This window comes from Ruegeria sp. CDSC052 (assembly GCF_059610685.1).
Genome location: NZ_JBXWOB010000007.1, coordinates 12,506 through 27,840 on the forward strand (window position 1 = coordinate 12,506; position 15,335 = coordinate 27,840).

At 58.8% G+C, this 15,335-nt stretch carries 20 protein-coding genes; 13 read left to right on the forward strand and 7 right to left on the reverse strand.

Features of this window, described 5'->3' with window-relative positions:
* Positions 1-42 precede the first annotated feature (42 nt).
* A complete protein-coding gene (locus tag AC2FIM_RS12585; protein ID WP_142637230.1) occupies positions 43-780 on the forward strand; it encodes a metallophosphoesterase family protein in 738 nt (245 codons plus the stop codon).
* On the opposite strand, the gene AC2FIM_RS12590 is transcribed toward AC2FIM_RS12585, so the two are convergent.
* A complete protein-coding gene (locus tag AC2FIM_RS12590; protein ID WP_496677863.1) occupies positions 767-2,284 on the reverse strand; it encodes a malonate--CoA ligase in 1,518 nt (505 codons plus the stop codon). The genes AC2FIM_RS12585 and AC2FIM_RS12590 overlap by 14 nt on opposite strands.
* A gap of 187 nt (positions 2,285-2,471) precedes the next feature.
* Between AC2FIM_RS12590 and serB the strand changes: the two genes are divergently transcribed.
* The 4 genes from serB to AC2FIM_RS12610 are packed head-to-tail and all read left to right on the forward strand — an operon-like array spanning position 2,472 to position 4,484.
* Entirely contained in the window at positions 2,472-3,350 is an 879-nt protein-coding gene (serB, locus tag AC2FIM_RS12595) for a phosphoserine phosphatase SerB (RefSeq protein WP_496677861.1), read from the forward strand.
* A gap of 45 nt (positions 3,351-3,395) precedes the next feature.
* Positions 3,396-3,725, forward strand: a complete 330-nt coding sequence (locus AC2FIM_RS12600) for an ArsR/SmtB family transcription factor (RefSeq protein WP_282021995.1) — start codon at positions 3,396-3,398, stop codon at positions 3,723-3,725.
* The gene (locus AC2FIM_RS12605; protein ID WP_496677860.1) at positions 3,713-4,141 is read left to right on the forward strand and encodes an SRPBCC family protein; all 429 of its coding nucleotides are present in this window, start codon (positions 3,713-3,715) and stop codon (positions 4,139-4,141) included. Before AC2FIM_RS12600 ends, AC2FIM_RS12605 begins: the two co-directional genes overlap by 13 nt.
* Before the next feature lie 22 nt (positions 4,142-4,163).
* A complete protein-coding gene (locus tag AC2FIM_RS12610; protein ID WP_496677859.1) occupies positions 4,164-4,484 on the forward strand; it encodes a YciI family protein in 321 nt (106 codons plus the stop codon).
* A gap of 5 nt (positions 4,485-4,489) precedes the next feature.
* Here AC2FIM_RS12610 and AC2FIM_RS12615 read toward each other — a convergent pair whose 3' ends face one another.
* Entirely contained in the window at positions 4,490-5,488 is a 999-nt protein-coding gene (locus tag AC2FIM_RS12615; RefSeq protein ID WP_496677858.1) for an asparaginase, read from the reverse strand.
* Between the two features lie 178 nt (positions 5,489-5,666).
* Between AC2FIM_RS12615 and AC2FIM_RS12620 the strand changes: the two genes are divergently transcribed.
* From AC2FIM_RS12620 to AC2FIM_RS12640, 5 genes are all read left to right on the forward strand, one after another.
* A complete protein-coding gene (locus AC2FIM_RS12620; RefSeq protein WP_142637215.1) occupies positions 5,667-6,200 on the forward strand; it encodes an invasion associated locus B family protein in 534 nt (177 codons plus the stop codon).
* Positions 6,201-6,375: 175 nt separating this feature from the next.
* Positions 6,376-6,543, forward strand: coding sequence for a hypothetical protein (locus AC2FIM_RS12625; RefSeq protein ID WP_185956689.1), 168 nt, complete (start codon positions 6,376-6,378; stop codon positions 6,541-6,543).
* Positions 6,544-6,686: 143 nt separating this feature from the next.
* Complete coding sequence (locus AC2FIM_RS12630) at positions 6,687-7,064, forward strand: lysozyme inhibitor LprI family protein (RefSeq protein WP_271949559.1); 378 nt, start codon at positions 6,687-6,689, stop codon at positions 7,062-7,064.
* Positions 7,065-7,142: 78 nt separating this feature from the next.
* The gene (gene rlmN / locus AC2FIM_RS12635; protein ID WP_271949561.1) at positions 7,143-8,333 is read left to right on the forward strand and encodes a dual-specificity RNA methyltransferase RlmN; all 1,191 of its coding nucleotides are present in this window, start codon (positions 7,143-7,145) and stop codon (positions 8,331-8,333) included.
* Positions 8,334-8,602: 269 nt separating this feature from the next.
* The gene (locus AC2FIM_RS12640) at positions 8,603-9,184 is read left to right on the forward strand and encodes a cytochrome P460 family protein (RefSeq protein WP_271949563.1); all 582 of its coding nucleotides are present in this window, start codon (positions 8,603-8,605) and stop codon (positions 9,182-9,184) included.
* Positions 9,185-9,191: 7 nt separating this feature from the next.
* On the opposite strand, the gene AC2FIM_RS12645 is transcribed toward AC2FIM_RS12640, so the two are convergent.
* Entirely contained in the window at positions 9,192-9,530 is a 339-nt protein-coding gene (locus tag AC2FIM_RS12645) for a hypothetical protein (RefSeq protein WP_496677857.1), read from the reverse strand.
* On the reverse strand, positions 9,527-10,447 hold the full coding sequence (locus AC2FIM_RS12650) for a DnaJ C-terminal domain-containing protein (protein WP_271949567.1): 921 nt from the start codon (positions 10,445-10,447) through the stop codon (positions 9,527-9,529). Before AC2FIM_RS12650 ends, AC2FIM_RS12645 begins: the two co-directional genes overlap by 4 nt.
* A 160-nt stretch (positions 10,448-10,607) precedes the next feature.
* Here AC2FIM_RS12650 and AC2FIM_RS12655 point away from each other — a divergent pair, with 160 nt between their 5' ends.
* Positions 10,608-10,991, forward strand: a complete 384-nt coding sequence (locus tag AC2FIM_RS12655) for a hypothetical protein (protein ID WP_271949569.1) — start codon at positions 10,608-10,610, stop codon at positions 10,989-10,991.
* Here the strand turns inward: AC2FIM_RS12655 and AC2FIM_RS12660 are convergent, their stop codons facing one another.
* A complete protein-coding gene (locus AC2FIM_RS12660; RefSeq protein WP_271949571.1) occupies positions 10,992-12,089 on the reverse strand; it encodes a cystathionine gamma-lyase in 1,098 nt (365 codons plus the stop codon).
* Between the two features lie 3 nt (positions 12,090-12,092).
* Positions 12,093-12,935, reverse strand: coding sequence for an LOG family protein (locus AC2FIM_RS12665; RefSeq protein WP_271949574.1), 843 nt, complete (start codon positions 12,933-12,935; stop codon positions 12,093-12,095).
* Positions 12,936-13,014: 79 nt separating this feature from the next.
* Between AC2FIM_RS12665 and AC2FIM_RS12670 the strand changes: the two genes are divergently transcribed.
* Both AC2FIM_RS12670 and dapD read left to right on the forward strand, forming a co-directional pair.
* Positions 13,015-13,932, forward strand: coding sequence for a serine/threonine dehydratase (locus AC2FIM_RS12670; protein ID WP_271949577.1), 918 nt, complete (start codon positions 13,015-13,017; stop codon positions 13,930-13,932).
* 108 nt (positions 13,933-14,040) lie between these two features.
* Positions 14,041-14,868, forward strand: a complete 828-nt coding sequence (dapD, locus tag AC2FIM_RS12675) for a 2,3,4,5-tetrahydropyridine-2,6-dicarboxylate N-succinyltransferase (protein WP_271949578.1) — start codon at positions 14,041-14,043, stop codon at positions 14,866-14,868.
* 64 nt (positions 14,869-14,932) lie between these two features.
* Here the strand turns inward: dapD and AC2FIM_RS12680 are convergent, their stop codons facing one another.
* Entirely contained in the window at positions 14,933-15,268 is a 336-nt protein-coding gene (locus tag AC2FIM_RS12680; protein WP_271949580.1) for a cupin domain-containing protein, read from the reverse strand.
* Between the last annotated feature and the right edge of the window lie 67 nt (positions 15,269-15,335).

Genomic DNA, 15,335 nt, shown 5'->3' on the forward strand with positions numbered 1-15,335 from the left:
ACGCGTCACAAGCAGGGTGTTCCTGTTGATTTAGGGTTTTCCATGTCCTCGCCAATTTATGCAATCGGTGACATCCACGGCCAGCTCGGCATGCTGCAGGTTGCGCTGTCGCGGATCGAGGCCGATGGCGGGCCAGATGCAAAGATTGTGTTTCTGGGTGACTATGTCGATCGAGGCCCGGACAGTCGTGGTGTTCTGAACCTGCTGATCGAAAGCCAACAGACGGGGCGGAACTGGGTCATGGTCAAGGGTAACCACGACCGCATGATGACTCGCTTCGTGCAAGAGCGCGAGATTGCAGATAAGCAACTGCCCGTCACGCTGAACTGGCTGAACCCACGGCTGGGTGGTCGGGATACGCTGGCCTCCTATGGGGTTGAAGTCACGGACAATGACCGCATCTATCAGGTCCATGAACGGGCCTGTGCCGCCGTACCGCCAGCACATCTGGATTTTATCAACGCTTTGCCAGTTTACCATCAGGAGGATGAACTGCTGTTCGTCCACGCTGGCATCAGGCCCGGTCTTCCACTGTCGCAGCAATCCGAAGATGACCTGGTTTGGATACGGCAGGAATTTTTGGTTGAATCTGGCCCGCACCCCTGGCTGATCGTGCATGGTCACACCCCTGTGGATACGGCGGAACATTGCGGCAATCGGATCAATTTGGATGCGGGCGCGGGCTATGGTCATCCGTTGGCCACTGCCGTGTTCGAGGGCCGTGATTGCTGGTTGCTGACCGCACAGGGGCGCGCGCCGCTGAGACCTAGTCTTCGGTAAACAGGTCTTTGTAAGCTTCGCGTAGCGCGTTTTTTTGCACTTTGCCCATCGTATTGCGCGGCAATTCGTTCAGCACGATCAGCTTGCGGGGATGTTTGAATCGCGCCAGTTGGGTCTGCGCGCTTGCCATGATGGCCTCGAGGTCGGGCGACTTGTTTGGTTCGGCTACCAACAGGCCCAACACGGTTTCGCCGAAATCCGGATGGGGCACGCCGATAACTGCGCTTTCCAGAACACCGAGCTGGTCGTCCAGCACCAGTTCGACCTCTTTGGGATAGATGTTGTACCCGCCCGAGATGATCAGGTCCTTGCCGCGTCCGACGATATGGACATAGCCGTCCGCGTCCACACGTCCAAGGTCGCCGGTGATAAAGAACCCGTCCTCGCGCAACTCTGCTGCGGTCTTCTCGGGCATTTCCCAATAGCCCTGAAAGACGTTGGGGCCACGCACCTCGATCATGCCGATTTCGCCCTGTGGCAAGGTTTCACCCGTCTCAGAGTCGGTCACTTTGAGCTCAACGCCCGGCAAGGGGAACCCCACGGATCCGGCGCGGCGTTCACCGTCATAGGGGTTCGAGGTGTTCATGTTGGTCTCGGTCATACCGTAGCGTTCAAGAATGCGGTGCCCGGTGCGGGCCTCAAACTGCTGATGCGTTTCGGCCAGCATTGGGGCCGAGCCCGAGATGAACAGCCGCATATGACGTGCCAGATCGCCGGTGAACCGGTCGTCATCCAACAGACGGGTGTAGAAGGTCGGAACCCCCATCATCGCGGTTGCATCAGGCAAATGCCGCAGTACCTCATCCAGATCGAATTTCGGCAGAAAGATCATCGACCCGCCCGAAGCCAGTACCACGTTGGTTGCCACGAACAGCCCATGAGTGTGAAAGATTGGCAGAGCATGCAGCAACACGTCATCGTCGGTAAACCGCCATTCCCGTACCAATGTTTCGGCATTCGACAGCAGATTGGCCTGTGACAGCATCGCGCCCTTGGATCGGCCGGTCGTGCCGGACGTGTACAGGAAGGCGGCCAGATCATCCTCGGTGCGGTTGACCGGCTCGAAAGCAGGCAGCATACCCAGAGCACGCCGCATCAGGCTGCCGGATCCATCAGCGTTTAGCGTTTCAAGCCGCGCCTTCTGGGCGGCGGCGACGGGTGCCAGACCAGCCTTATTCACATCATCGCAGACCACCAGCGCAGCGCCGCTGTTTTCGATGAAATAGCTCAGTTCGCTGACCGTATAGGCAGTGTTGAGTGGCAGAAAAACCAGACCGGTCTGCACACAAGCAGCAAACAGCGCAAGCGCTTCGGGCGACTTTTCCACCTGAACCGCAACGCGTTGTCCGGGTTCGAGCTCAAAGCCGATTAGGGTATTGGCCAACCGAGATGCCATGTCCAAGAAATCAGAATGGGTCAGCACCTGACCGTTGGGCAGATGCAGGAAAGGCGTCTCTTTGCCCGCGTGAATGCTAAACAAGCGATCGTAAAGCGGGTTGCCCATTTACCGAGTTCCTTTCTGTCCAGTCCTGGCGAATCTGTCTTGGAATGGCGTGCTGGTAAAGCCCTGAATGGCGCAATCGGTCGCCGTTCTGTCCGCATGATGTGCCAGAGGTTGCTGCGGACAAACTGTCTTCTGGCGATCGGGGGCTATCTGCGTTAATCGCAGGTGAATTCGCCGGAGATAGACTATGTATGTTGCCACCCTGTTGACCAATCCCGAAACGCGCGCGCTGGATTTGGCGCTGGTCGAGTCGCTGCGGAATGCCTGGGGCGGGGCCGAGATCATCTGGCTCAGCCCGGATGAGGCGGCAGAGTTCGCGCTGCAGGACCTTCCGGGCAACCAGTGGGATGTCTGGGGTGATTTGCAGAAGCTTGGCGTTGACCTGATCGTGCAGCCTGCCGAGGGGCGGCGCAAAAAGATGCTGTTGGCGGATATGGATAGCACCATGATCCAGCAGGAATGCATCGACGAATTGGCGGATGAGGCCGGTGTCGGCGACCGCGTCAAGGACATTACGGCCCGCGCAATGAATGGCGAATTGGATTTCGAAGGCGCGCTGACCGAACGGGTCGGGTTGCTGAAAGGGTTGGATGAGGCTGTGATCGGCAAGGTTCTGGCCGAACGCATCACCCTGATGCCCGGCGGCAAGGTGCTGGTCGCGACGATGCGCGCCAATGGCGGCTATGCGGCGCTGGTCTCAGGCGGGTTCACGGCGTTTACTGCCAAGGTGGGCAGTGAATTGGGGTTTGACGAAAACCGTGCCAACACTCTGCTGGCCGAAAACGGCAAGCTGACCGGCGATGTGCAGCGACCGATTTTGGGACGACAGGCCAAAGTCGACGCGCTGGAACAGATTACCAAGCGTCTGGGCCTGTCCGAAAACAATGTGATCGCTGTGGGTGACGGGGCAAATGATCTGGGTATGTTGGGCCGGGCCGGAACCGGGGTTGCGCTGCATGCAAAGCCTTCGGTCGCGGAACAATGCGAAGTGCGCGTCAACCATGGCGATTTGACCGCGCTTTTGTATCTGCAGGGCTATGCGCGGCAGGAATTTGCCCAAGCCTGAAAGCCGGGGCTTCCCTTTATTTAACAAAAATGTTAAACAGCGGTCATGAGTACGCTTCTGACCACATTCTCCGCCTTGTCCGACGCCACGCGGTTTTCCATCGTTGAACAGTTGATGCAGGACGGAGAGCAGCCCGCGGGCGACCTAATCGAAGGGCGCGGTATGTCAGGTGCTGCGGTCTCGCGTCACCTGAAGGTTTTGCGTGAGGCCGGGCTGGTTCGGCAACGGGTGCAGGGCACCCAGCGGATGTATTCGATCCGCCCCGAAGGTCTGTACGCGATCGCGGAGTGGACCATTTCGAAACGACAATTCTGGGAAAGCAGTCTGGATCGTCTGGGCGATGCTATTGAAAGGGATACCTCATGGCCGATCTAAAGCTGGAACGCACGTATCCGATACCGCCAGAGGATCTGTTTGCGTGGATCAGTGTCGCAGAACGGCTGTTGCAGTGGTGGGGTCCCGAAGGGGTGCACGTGCCCGAACATACTCTCGATTTTTCGCGCGTTGGTCCGTGGTATTCGGTCATGGAGAATGGCGAGGGCCAGCGCTTTAAGGTCTCGGGCCATGTGACCCATGTCGATCCGCCCAATTCGGTTGGCTTCACCTGGGGCTGGCATGACGATCAGGATCAGCGTGGGGCCGAGAGCCATGTAACGCTGCGGATCGAAGCCGCAGGCGATGGCGCGCGGCTGGTCGTCGATCACCGCGACCTGGGCGATGACGAGATCGCCGCAAATCACGAGAAAGGCTGGACCTCGACGCTGAACAAGCTGGCCGGTCTGGTGCAATAAGCTTTCATCTGGGAGGAAAGAAATGCCACAGTTTCTGTTTGTCTATCACGGCGGGACCACGCCATCGGACCCGGCCGAAGTCGAAGCAACCATGGCCGCCTGGGGCGCATGGTTTCAGAATATGGGCCCGGCGCTGGAAATACCCGGCAACCCGGTGGGCCAGTCCTATACCGTCAGCTCGGGCGGTGTGGTCGATAATGGCGGCGCAAACCCGGTCTCCGGCTTTACGGTGATCAAAGCCGACAGCATCGACGCCGCCAACGAGATGGCCAAGGGATGCCCTATGGTCGTGAACGGGTCAGGCTCGGTCGAGGTGGCCGAGATTCACGAGATTGAGATGTAGCCGCCCTAGCCGGGGAATCCCGGCGCGGGTCGGATCACGCCACATTCCAGCCCGCGACGGCTGTATTGCGTGGCGTTCATAAAGGTGCGGGTGGCCGGGTGATCGGCCTCCAGTACGCCGAGGCTGACCAGAATGGCAGCAATGGCGCATTCGCTGGCACGGGTGGCGCCATCGGTAATCTTGAGCGCGACGCCCATGCGTTTTTCAGGGATGATGGCGATGAATACGGCCTCGGCCCCAGTCTTGATCGCGGCGCGCCCGTTCATGGCGCGCATCAGCTCGGTACAGGCGCGCGTCTCTCCGGCCACCAGCTCGGGATGTTTGATCATCGCCGCGGTCAGGTGTTGTGCCGCATCGCTGGCCCGGTCCGACCGGTCCGCCGCCGAGGCAAACCACGCCATCGACCGTGCCATCCCCACCAGCGAGGTGGCAAAGTTCGGGGCGGAACAGCCATCGATGCCATAGCCGGGGCTGGTTTCGCCGGTGGTTTCTTCCAGCGCGGACAAACAGGCCTGTTGAACCGGGTGGTCGATTTCAAGATATTCCGGCCCGGCACCCATATGCTGTGCTACCGTCAAAAACCCGCTATGTTTGCCCGAGCAGTTGTTGTGGATCTGACAGGGCGTGTCGTCGGCAAGTATCAGCCCGTCGCGCGCCGCCATATCCTGAGGCTCTTGCGGCCCACAGCGCAAATCGGTTTCAGCCAGGCCCAGATGGTCCAGCCAGGACGTTACCCTGTCTGTGTGAATATGCGCGCCGTTATGCGAGGCACAGGCCAACGCCAGATGCTCGCTGTTCAGCCCGTATTTCGCGGCCGCCCCAGATGTAATCAACGGCAGGGCCTGTATCATCTTGGCCGAAGACCGGGGGTAGATTATCGCCTCCGGGTCGCCCCAGCTGCGCACGATTTGCCCCGTGTCATCACAGATAACCGCATGTCCCAGATGCAGACTTTCCAGTAAAGGCCCCCGCCATAGTTCGGTCATTGCTACAGGCTGCGTCATCGGGACCCTCCTAAACATGCGCAAAAAACTGCCAACCGCCCTTTCGCCTATGGCGAAACTTGCGATAGTGTGTGTATGTCGGCAATCACCGGAAGACGCAACTTACAGACGAACCGTCAGGGTTCGCGAGCCATTCCGGTGGGTATGAGGTATTAGGTCGAGCTAGGAGGCTGGACAGATGGGATCAAAGCTCGTCCGCGTAATCGCGGGCCTGTGCGTGGCAGGGATGACAACGGCTGCAACCGCTCAGCAGGCAGACAGCACCAATAGAGTATCCGTAAACACCGACTGGAGTGTGTTTGTGGAAGAGGACCCAACCGAATGCTGGAGCGTTGCAACGCCGGATGAAACCGTCAACACGCGCGGCGGGCGCGTTGTTTCGGTGAGGCGCAGCGACATCCTGCTGTTTGTCGTGTTCAGACCTGATCCCGATGTGAAGGGGCGCGTCTCATTCACCGGGGGCTATCCGTTTGCTGCGGGATCGACCGTATCTGTATCCATCGACGGAAACAGCTTCGAATTCAGCACCGAAGGCGAATGGGCCTGGCCCGCGTCAGAGGGTGATGACCAAAAAGTAATCGCTGCCATGAAAAGCGGTACCGAAGCAGTGCTGACCGCCCGGTCCGAGCGCGGCACTCAGACCAAAGATACTTTCTCATTGCTGGGCTTCACAGCCGCTTTAGACGACGCCGAGAAACGCTGTACCAACTGAGCGCGCCAGCGCTCGGGCAGTGGCCCGGCTTGCAAAGTGGTGCCAGTTTCGCAGGATAGGACCGCCCTCCTTCATAGCTTAACTTAACGTCATCTATAAATTTGATCTGCGTCAATGCTCCGCGCTCTGAAATACTGAACTAATCGGTTCAAGCAGAGAGAAAAGGAGAGCATCGATGCAGAAGAAAGTTTTGGGCCTGTTTGTGCTGACCGCCGTCGTATTGCTGAGCGCTTGTGATAAATCCGCTGAGACATACCCGGTTTCGGGAGAGCAATGTGGGCCAAACGATCCGGTCAAAACGCTGGACGCCGAGGATTGCTTTATTCCACCAGCAGGTGCGTGATCCAATACGGCTGGCCTGGAAACGTCCGGGCGGCATAAGAGTTCGAATGACCGCGGGGTTGATCCCCCGCGGTTTTTTGTAACCTCTGGCGTCGCTATGCTAAGCTGAGCGCGTTAGTTTAACGACCCTTCGAGGAGTATGTCATGCGTTTGGTGATACTGGCTGTTTTAACCCCCACGTTGGCTGTGGCGGATCCTGCAATGGAATGCACGAACGCAAGTTCACAAGTCGAAATCGGATCTTGCGTTGCCAGTATGGAAGCGGGGGTTGAGGCCGCGCTGACCGATAGTTTTGGCTTTGCCATGGATGCAGCCAACGCGTTGGACGAGGTGACCGGACGGACAAGCGCGGCGCCTGCGATGGAGGCGGCGCAAAGCGCGTGGGTCGGGTATCGTGATGCGCAGTGCGAGGCGGTCGGCGCGTCTTTTGGTGGTGGGTCGGGAACCGGCATTGGTATCACCTCTTGTCGGATTGAATTGGGGCGCCTGCGGATTGACGAATTGCTGCGTTTTGTAAATTAGGCGCGACGAATTCTTTTGATCTTTGCGCGCAGTCCTATATAGAGGCGCATTCCAAGCCAGAATCTTCGAGACCCACCTATGTCGCCCAAAGCGCCGATCACTCAAGACGTCATGACCATCCCCCGCAAATTGCCGGAGGGGAAGGTGAACCTTGTCGGGTTGACCCGGGATCGCCTGCGCGAGACCCTGATCGAACACGGCACGCCTGAAAAACAGGCCAAGATGCGCACGGGCCAGATCTGGCAGTGGATTTACCAATGGGGTGTGCGCGACTTTGCCGAGATGACCAATCTGGCCAAAGCCTATCGCACCCAGCTGGCCGAGCATTTCGTGATCGAAATCCCCGAGGTTGTGACCCGACAGGTGTCCGAGGATGGCACACGCAAGTATCTGGTCCGTATTGCTGGCGGCCATGAGGTCGAGGTGGTCTATATTCCCGAGGACGATCGCGGCACGCTGTGTATCTCGTCTCAGGTCGGTTGCACGCTGACTTGTTCCTTCTGCCATACAGGCACGCAGAAACTGGTGCGCAACCTGACGGCGGCGGAAATTGTCGGTCAGGTGATGATGGCGCGGGATGATCTTGACGAGTGGCCGGTACCGGGTGCGCCCAAGGACGAAACCCGCCTGCTGTCGAACATCGTTCTGATGGGTATGGGCGAGCCTCTTTACAATTTTGAGAACGTCCGCGACGCGATGAAAATCGCGATGGACCCCGAAGGTATCTCGCTGTCTCGCCGCCGGATTACCCTGTCGACATCGGGCGTGGTGCCCGAGATTGCGCGTACCGCGAAGGAAATCGGCTGCCTGCTGGCAATTTCGTTCCACGCGACGACCAATGAAGTCCGCGATGTGCTGGTGCCGATCAACAAACGCTGGAATATCGAAGAGTTGCTGCAGGCTTTGGCCAGCTATCCCAAGGTTTCCAATTCGGAACGGATTACGTTTGAATACGTGATGCTTGATGGTGTGAATGACAGCGATGAGGATGCGCATCGTCTGATCGAACATATCAAGCGCCACAAAATCCCGGCCAAGATCAATCTGATCCCGTTCAACGAATGGCCCGGCGCGCCGTATAAGCGCAGCTCAAACAATCGTATTCGGGCTTTTGCCAATATCATCTATCAGGCCGGGTATGCCTCGCCCATCCGCAAGACGCGGGGCGAGGACATTATGGCGGCCTGCGGTCAGCTGAAATCGGCCACCGAACGCGCCCGTAAATCGCGCAAGCAGATTGAGGCCGAGGCCGGTCTCGACCGCGGATAAGCGGCTGAATAGAAGGGCGTCGCAAAATTAATTTTTGGGGCGCTGTCTATCGAATGCAAAATTTGATATGTTTCATTGGCTAGGTGTGGATGCACCAGGCTCACTTGCGCACAATAGGGTGAGTTCGGTGGCTGGCATGTGGCAAATTCGTTCACGGCGGCTACCTTGTATTTCAGCTCCGTGTGCCGATTGCGGCATAACAGGTTACGAGTTGGGTTATCTCGATGATGTTTCGATTGAAAATTCCGTACTTTAATTTTGTTTTAGTTTTGGCTTGTGCGGCCGTCGCCGTAACTGATGCTGTTGCGCAGTCAAATGATGAGGATGCTCATCTGGCTATCGAAAATCCGGCTGATCTGACCAAGGACGACGCGCGTGAAATTTATGACTCGTTGCAGCGCCGGATGGCACGCGGCTATGCCGCAGCGCAGTTGGATCTGCTTCTGAATTACCAAAACTGGCCGCTGTACAACGATGCGCCCTATATATCTGAAACCCATGGTCGGCGATTTGTGAACAGCTATGCAAACCGGATGGCGTATAATTATGCAACCCTGACGGAAGGCGAAAAGCTTCCGGTGGGGTCTGTGCTGGCCAAGGACAGCGTGACCGTTACGGATGAGGGGAAAAGCCATCCCGGCGCGATGTTCGTCATGCAGAAACTGGCCGAGGGCGCCAACCCTGCTACGGCTGATTGGCGTTATATCATGGTCATGCCGGATGGGTCATTGTTTGGGGACACGATGGGGGATCGCGCCAACGCAGTTGCGTATTGCCACGATTGCCACGAGGCGGTTGCCGACCGAGATTACACATTCTTCGTTCCCGAAGAATATCTGGTCGACAATTAGGCCTCTCTCACCCAAATCTCGCGGTGCCGATCACTTTGATCAGTTGCTGACGAACCGGATCTGGCTGCGCTGCGACGGCGTTCAGGACCTCTCGAAGTTCTGCGCGCAACCCATGCAACTGGTCGATCAGGGAAATCATCATCGACACTGCGTCTGCCTCCATTTCGTATTGGTCGTGCAACTCGCAGGCCAACTCCAGCCGGGCAACGTCGAGGCTGTGATAGACCAATCCGCGATCTGTTTGTTCGGGGATCACGATTTCGGCGGCCAGATATTCTGTCAATCGGGTCGAAGTCAGCCGGGCTACGGCGGTGATCAGTTCCTCTTCGGTCAGGGTGCGGGTCATGACGGCATTCCTTTGCGTGGGTCATAGCGGTGGGTTTCTCGCCATGAATCCATAAATTGCCTCAACTCATCATCGATTTGATCGGGCATTGAAATGGTCAGCTCGATCAACTGGTCGCCCCGTTCGGCCGAGCCGCGCTTCTTCACGCCCTTACCCCGCAAGCGCAGGGTTCTGCCGCTGCTGGTTCCCGCCGGGACGGTCACGTTTACACCCCCATCGATCGTGGGCGCCGCCACTTTGCCGCCCAGCACCGCCTCATCAATCGTGATGGGCAGCGTGATGTGAATGTCATTTCCCTGACGGTCGAATACCGGATGATCCGCGACTGATACTGTCACCAGCGCATCGCCGCGCGGCCCCTCACCATAGCCAGCGGCACCCTTGCCCCGCAGGCGAATGGTCTGACCGCTTGTGATCCCTGCGGGTATCTTGACCTCGATCCGGTCCCCATCCGGCAGGGTCAGTTTCTGGCTGGCGCCGAATACCGCATCCAGAAAGCTGATCTGAAGCGTGAAGTTCAGATTGTGGCCGGGCGCGTGAAACTCGCGGCCGCCTTGCCCACCAAATCCGCCGCGACCCCGCATGAATTCAGCAAAAATGTCCGACATGTCGTCCGGGTCCGTCGCCTGCCCGCGATAGGGGTTGCCGGCGGCTTCGGCGTAATCGCGATAGTATTGCTGTTGCGGGCGTTCCTGTCCCGAGGCATCAATCTCACCATTGTCATAGCGTTTGCGCGTCTCAGGATCTTTCAACAGATCATAGGCCGCGGCGGCGGCCTTGAACTTGGCTTCGGCCTCGGCGTCCCCGGGTTTCAAGTCCGGGTGGCATTCCTTGGCAATGCGCCGATACGCTTTTTTGATTTCAGCGTCGCTGGCATCTTTGGCCACGCCAAGTGCGGCATAGGGATCGTCGCTCATCTCACCTCTCATGAATGGGGGAAGGGCTGATCATGATGAAGGTATTTTATCACGTGATTTCAACAGGTCAAAAAGAACCGGTGGCTAAATTGGTTCGCAAGTTTCGTAATCTCTGATACTATCAGGCTGTTTCATATTATCCATTGACGGAGATTAGCCGATGACGCGCAGACTTAAATCGGTTCTGGCCTTGCTGGCGGGCAATGCCATTGGGTTAATGTTGGCCGCTTTGCTACTGACCGGTTTTGCAATCAAGCCGATTTCATTCATCGTTGTGGTGATCGTATTCACGCTGGTGCAGGTGGTGGCCGAGCCGCTGATCCTGAAGTTGGGTGAGAAAAGGGCGCCTTCGTTGAAAGGCGGGATCGCGTTGATCGTGACCTTTGTCGGCCTGCTTGTGACCGATCTGGTGACCAATGGGCTGACGGTTGGCGGAATTTCCAACCTGCTGGCTGCGACACTGCTGGTCTGGGTGGGCGCGCTGATCGCCAGCGTCGTGCTGCCGATCTACGTGTTCACCGAGCTGCGCACGCCCAAAAAGTAATTACAGTGCGTTCAGGCTGGCATCGATTGCCTGCCAAAGCTCAACCACCGGCTCGCATCCCACGGACAGACGGACAAAAGCGGGGTCAACGTCGTCGCCCCAACGGGCGCGGCGCTCGGCCGAGCTATGGACGCCGCCAAAAGACGTCGCAGGGCGCAGCATTGGACAGGTGTTGATGAAGGTTTCGGCCTTGGCCTGGGTTTCCAACGTGATCGAAAGAAGGAATCCGAACCGCGTGGTCTGAGCCTGTGCCAAGGTGTAGGATGGGTCACCTGGCAGGCCGGGATAGCGGATGTCTTTCACAGACGGATGCGCCGCCAACCGTTCTGCCAACACCTGGGCCGAGCTGCACATCCGGTCGAACCGAACATCCAGTGTTTCCAGCCCACGATGCAGCAACCAAGCCTCGTGCGGACCGGGGATCGCGCCAGAGACACGCCGCCATTCCTCGACCCGCTCCATGACATCTGTATTGCGGCTGGCCACATGGCCCATCAGCAGATCGGAATGCCCACCCATGGCCTTGGTGTCCGAGGACACCACGATATCTACGCCCATATCCAAAGGAAGCTGGCCCAGTGGTGTCATGGTTGTGTTGTCAGCAATGGTGATCCCACCAGCTGCGCGCACGGACGACGCGATGGCTGGCAGGTCCATCATATCCAGGCCAGGGTTCGAGGGGCTTTCGACAAAGACCACATCGAACCCGTCGAACCCGCCTTCGGAAAAGGCGGTTGTCGGGCGTTCTGTCACGATGACACCTAGCCCAGACAGAAACCGGTCTGCCAGCACGCGGGTGACGTAATAACCATCCGACGGGATCAGGATGCGCGACCCGGCTTTGACCGTGGCAAACAACGCGGCCGAGATCGCCGCCATGCCCGACGGGAAAGCCAGGCAGGGGGCGTCTTCAAGATGGGCGAGAACCTGTTCCAGATGTTCCCAGGTTGGGTTGTTGACGCGACCGTAGAAATCATGCCCGTCCGGTGCGCCGGGCAAGTGGAACATACTGCTTTGGGTCAGGGGCAGGGCCACGGGTTCGCCCTTGGTCAGTGCGTTGCCCCGCAGATGCAGCATCTCGCCGGTCTTGCGCCCCATCGTTTAGCGCCCCGGTATTTCGTCACGGGGCGGGGTGGGTTCCCATTTATCGATTATGTCGACCGCCTCTTGCGCGGTATCGACGAACCGGAACAGGTCCAGATCCTCGTCCGAGATGGTGCCGGCGTCGGCCAGCGCCTCCCAGTTGATGACCTTTTCCCAGAACGCGCGACCGAATAGCAGGAAGGGCACACGCTCCATACGGCCGGTTTGAATCAGGGTCAGGGACTCGAACAGCTCATCCATGGTGCCAAAGCCGCCGGGGAAGATGGTGATGGCGCGGGCGCGCATCAGGAAATGCATCTTGCGGATGGCGAAATAGTGGAAGTTAAAGCTGAGCTCGGGCGTAACGTACAGGTTCGGTGCCTGTTCATGCGGCAGCACAATGTTGAGACCGATGGAACAGCCGTTCGCATCCTGTGCGCCGCGGTTGCCAGCCTCCATCACGCCGGGGCCACCGCCGGTGACGATTACATTCTCGCGCCCGCCGGTTTCGTTCGATTTCTCGGTCATCAACCGGGCAAACTCGCGCGCTTCGTCGTAATATTCCGACAGCCCGGCCAGCGTTTCCGTCCGCGCGGTGTGTTTCTGTGACGGCTCAGGGATACGCGCGCCGCCGAACATGACGATGGTCGAGGTGATCTCACGCTCGGTCATGATCATCTCGGGCTTGAGCAGTTCCAGCTGCAGGCGCACCGGGCGCAGCTCATCCCGGCACAGGAAATCCTCATCGGCAAAGGCAAGGCGATAGGCGGGTGAGCGGGTTTGCGGGGTGTCGGGTACCTCGCTTGCGGTCGAACGGTCGGTCTGCGCGTCGCGAAACGGGCTGAGGCGGTCTTCTCTCATGGGGTAACGATCCCTGCTTGCGTGTTTTCCAAACAGCTATAGGGTTCGGGCGCAGAGTGCCAGTCACGGAAAGATGAGAATGAATTGGAAGAGCGAAATACTGGCGGCGCAACACCGCATAAGTGGCTATGCGCAGGTGACGCCAGTGGTGGAAAGCCGTGCCCTGGGGCTGGATTTTCCGGTGGAAATGAAGCTGGAGCATATGCAGCACACCGGCAGTTTCAAAGCGCGCGGGGCGTTTAACACTCTGATCAGTTCGGATGTGCCCGAGGCTGGTGTTGTGGCCGCATCGGGCGGCAATCATGGCGCAGCCGCAGCCTATGCGGCACAGGCGCTAGGCTATCCGGCCAAGATTTTTGTCCCGGAACTGGCAGGGCCGTCCAAGATTGCGCTGATTGAACAGGCAGGCGCAGATCTGAGCGTGGTGCCGGGAGAATATGCCAACGCTCTTGCTGCGGCGCAGGCGTATGAGGATGCGTCGGGCGCGATGCAGATTCACGCCTATGACGCCCCCGCTACGGTCGCCGGGCAGGGAACCTGCTTTGCCGAATGGGAGGCACAGGGCCTGAAAGCGGATACCGTATTGATCGCGGTGGGCGGTGGCGGTCTGATCGCCGGGGCGCTGGCCTGGCTGCAAGGCACGCGCAAGGTCGTGGCGGTTGAGCCGGAAACCTCCTGCGCGCTGAATGCAGCCCTGCAGGCGGGAGAACCGGTGGATGTGTCCGTCTCGGGCATTGCGGCAAATGCGCTGGGCGCGCGGCGGATCGGCTCAATTTGTTTCGATCTGGCACAGGGCGTGCAATCGGTTCTGGTCAGTGATCAGGCCATTTCTCAAGCGCAGCAGGCCTTGTGGCGGGCGCATCGCGTTCTGGTGGAACCAGCGGGCGCAACAGCCTTGGCTGCGCTGCTATCGGGGGCTTACACGCCAGAGCCGGGCGAACGGGTGGCGGTGCTGATCTGTGGTGGAAACATCTCACCGGACCCTCTGAACGGCTGAAACCGCAACAAACAGCCGCAAAGCGCGCGCTCAGCGTCGCATTGCAGCCAGTCCGTCGCTTGCGTATAGGCAACACAAGCGTGAACAGAATCTGCAGGGAGCCGCCAAATGTCCAACGCGCAACTGGAAGCCGCCATCGAAGCCGCCTGGGAGGCGCGAGATGCCATCACCCCCGCCACCACCGGCGAGACACGCGAAGCGATCGAAGATACGCTGAATGCGCTGGACAGCGGGTCGCTGCGGGTCGCGGAAAAGCAAGACAGCGGCGACTGGCATGTGAACCAGTGGGCGAAAAAAGCGGTTCTGCTGGGCTTTCGCATCAAGGATATGGAAATCCAGACCGGCGGCGCTCAGGACGGCGGCTGGTGGGACAAGGTGGACAGCAAGTTCGCGGGTTGGGGTGAAAACCAATGGCGGGCCGCTGGCTTTCGCGCGGTGCCGAATTGCGTCGTTCGCAAATCCGCCTTTATTGCGCCCGGCGTGGTTCTGATGCCGTCATTTGTGAACCTGGGTGCCTATGTGGACGAGGGCACAATGGTTGATACTTGGGCCACCGTCGGTTCATGCGCGCAGATCGGCAAGAACGTCCATCTGTCGGGCGGTGTTGGGATCGGCGGCGTTCTGGAACCGATGCAGGCGGGTCCGACCATCATCGAAGACAACTGCTTTATCGGCGCGCGGTCCGAAGTGGTCGAGGGCTGCATCGTGCGCGAAGGCTCGGTTCTGGGCATGGGCGTGTTCATCGGCAAATCGACCAAGATCGTCGACCGCGAAACCGGTGAGGTCACCTATGGTGAGGTTCCGCCCTATTCGGTGGTTGTTGCGGGCTCGATGCCGTCCAAGAACAACATCAACCTCTATTGCGCTGTGATCGTGAAGCGGGTGGATGAAAAGACCCGCTCGAAAACCGGGATCAACGAATTGCTACGCGACTAAACTGGGCGCGGATCAAACAAGTGGGCTGCAGCGCGATCCGCTGCGGCCCTTTTTTTGTTATCGCTTACCCTTTGACCGGATAGCGGTCCGGTTCTTCGAACACATCAATGACGCGCGACCCGGCTTTGATCTTGCCGCCATGCTCCACTCCTGCGGGGATCGAATAGCTGTCACCGGGGCCATATCTCTTGGTTTCATCGCCAATGGTCAGCTCAATCTCACCTTCGACCACAGTTCCCCATTGTGCCAGATGGGAATGAAGGGGCAGTTCGAAATCCTGAAGAAAGGTAAAAAACGCCACCAGCCCCGCGTCTGATCTGATCACGGCCGTTTGCACCACATCTTCGGGGAAGGGCACGTCGAGGCTTGGGAATCCTGTGATGAAATCCGGATAAGTCATGGCAACGTCCTTTTGTGATCGGTGTCAGGTTACTGCGGGCACTATGGCGGCACAGGCGATCCACTGC

Coding starts and splice junctions, on each gene's coding strand:
- AC2FIM_RS12615 (WP_496677858.1), bottom strand. CDS start 5,488: ATGACGCAGCCTGTAGCAATGACCGAACTATGGCGGGGGCCTTTACTG.
- AC2FIM_RS12670 (WP_271949577.1), top strand. CDS start 13,015: ATGAATTGGAAGAGCGAAATACTGGCGGCGCAACACCGCATAAGTGGC.
- AC2FIM_RS12645 (WP_496677857.1), bottom strand. CDS start 9,530: ATGACCCGCACCCTGACCGAAGAGGAACTGATCACCGCCGTAGCCCGG.
- AC2FIM_RS12620 (WP_142637215.1), top strand. CDS start 5,667: ATGGGATCAAAGCTCGTCCGCGTAATCGCGGGCCTGTGCGTGGCAGGG.
- AC2FIM_RS12660 (WP_271949571.1), bottom strand. CDS start 12,089: ATGGGGCGCAAGACCGGCGAGATGCTGCATCTGCGGGGCAACGCACTG.
- AC2FIM_RS12610 (WP_496677859.1), top strand. CDS start 4,164: ATGCCACAGTTTCTGTTTGTCTATCACGGCGGGACCACGCCATCGGAC.
- AC2FIM_RS12605 (WP_496677860.1), top strand. CDS start 3,713: ATGGCCGATCTAAAGCTGGAACGCACGTATCCGATACCGCCAGAGGAT.
- AC2FIM_RS12665 (WP_271949574.1), bottom strand. CDS start 12,935: ATGAGAGAAGACCGCCTCAGCCCGTTTCGCGACGCGCAGACCGACCGT.
- AC2FIM_RS12600 (WP_282021995.1), top strand. CDS start 3,396: ATGAGTACGCTTCTGACCACATTCTCCGCCTTGTCCGACGCCACGCGG.
- AC2FIM_RS12680 (WP_271949580.1), bottom strand. CDS start 15,268: ATGACTTATCCGGATTTCATCACAGGATTCCCAAGCCTCGACGTGCCC.
- AC2FIM_RS12625 (WP_185956689.1), top strand. CDS start 6,376: ATGCAGAAGAAAGTTTTGGGCCTGTTTGTGCTGACCGCCGTCGTATTG.
- dapD (WP_271949578.1), top strand. CDS start 14,041: ATGTCCAACGCGCAACTGGAAGCCGCCATCGAAGCCGCCTGGGAGGCG.
- AC2FIM_RS12655 (WP_271949569.1), top strand. CDS start 10,608: ATGACGCGCAGACTTAAATCGGTTCTGGCCTTGCTGGCGGGCAATGCC.
- AC2FIM_RS12590 (WP_496677863.1), bottom strand. CDS start 2,284: ATGGGCAACCCGCTTTACGATCGCTTGTTTAGCATTCACGCGGGCAAA.
- rlmN (WP_271949561.1), top strand. CDS start 7,143: ATGTCGCCCAAAGCGCCGATCACTCAAGACGTCATGACCATCCCCCGC.
- AC2FIM_RS12585 (WP_142637230.1), top strand. CDS start 43: ATGTCCTCGCCAATTTATGCAATCGGTGACATCCACGGCCAGCTCGGC.
- AC2FIM_RS12630 (WP_271949559.1), top strand. CDS start 6,687: ATGCGTTTGGTGATACTGGCTGTTTTAACCCCCACGTTGGCTGTGGCG.
- serB (WP_496677861.1), top strand. CDS start 2,472: ATGTATGTTGCCACCCTGTTGACCAATCCCGAAACGCGCGCGCTGGAT.
- AC2FIM_RS12650 (WP_271949567.1), bottom strand. CDS start 10,447: ATGAGCGACGATCCCTATGCCGCACTTGGCGTGGCCAAAGATGCCAGC.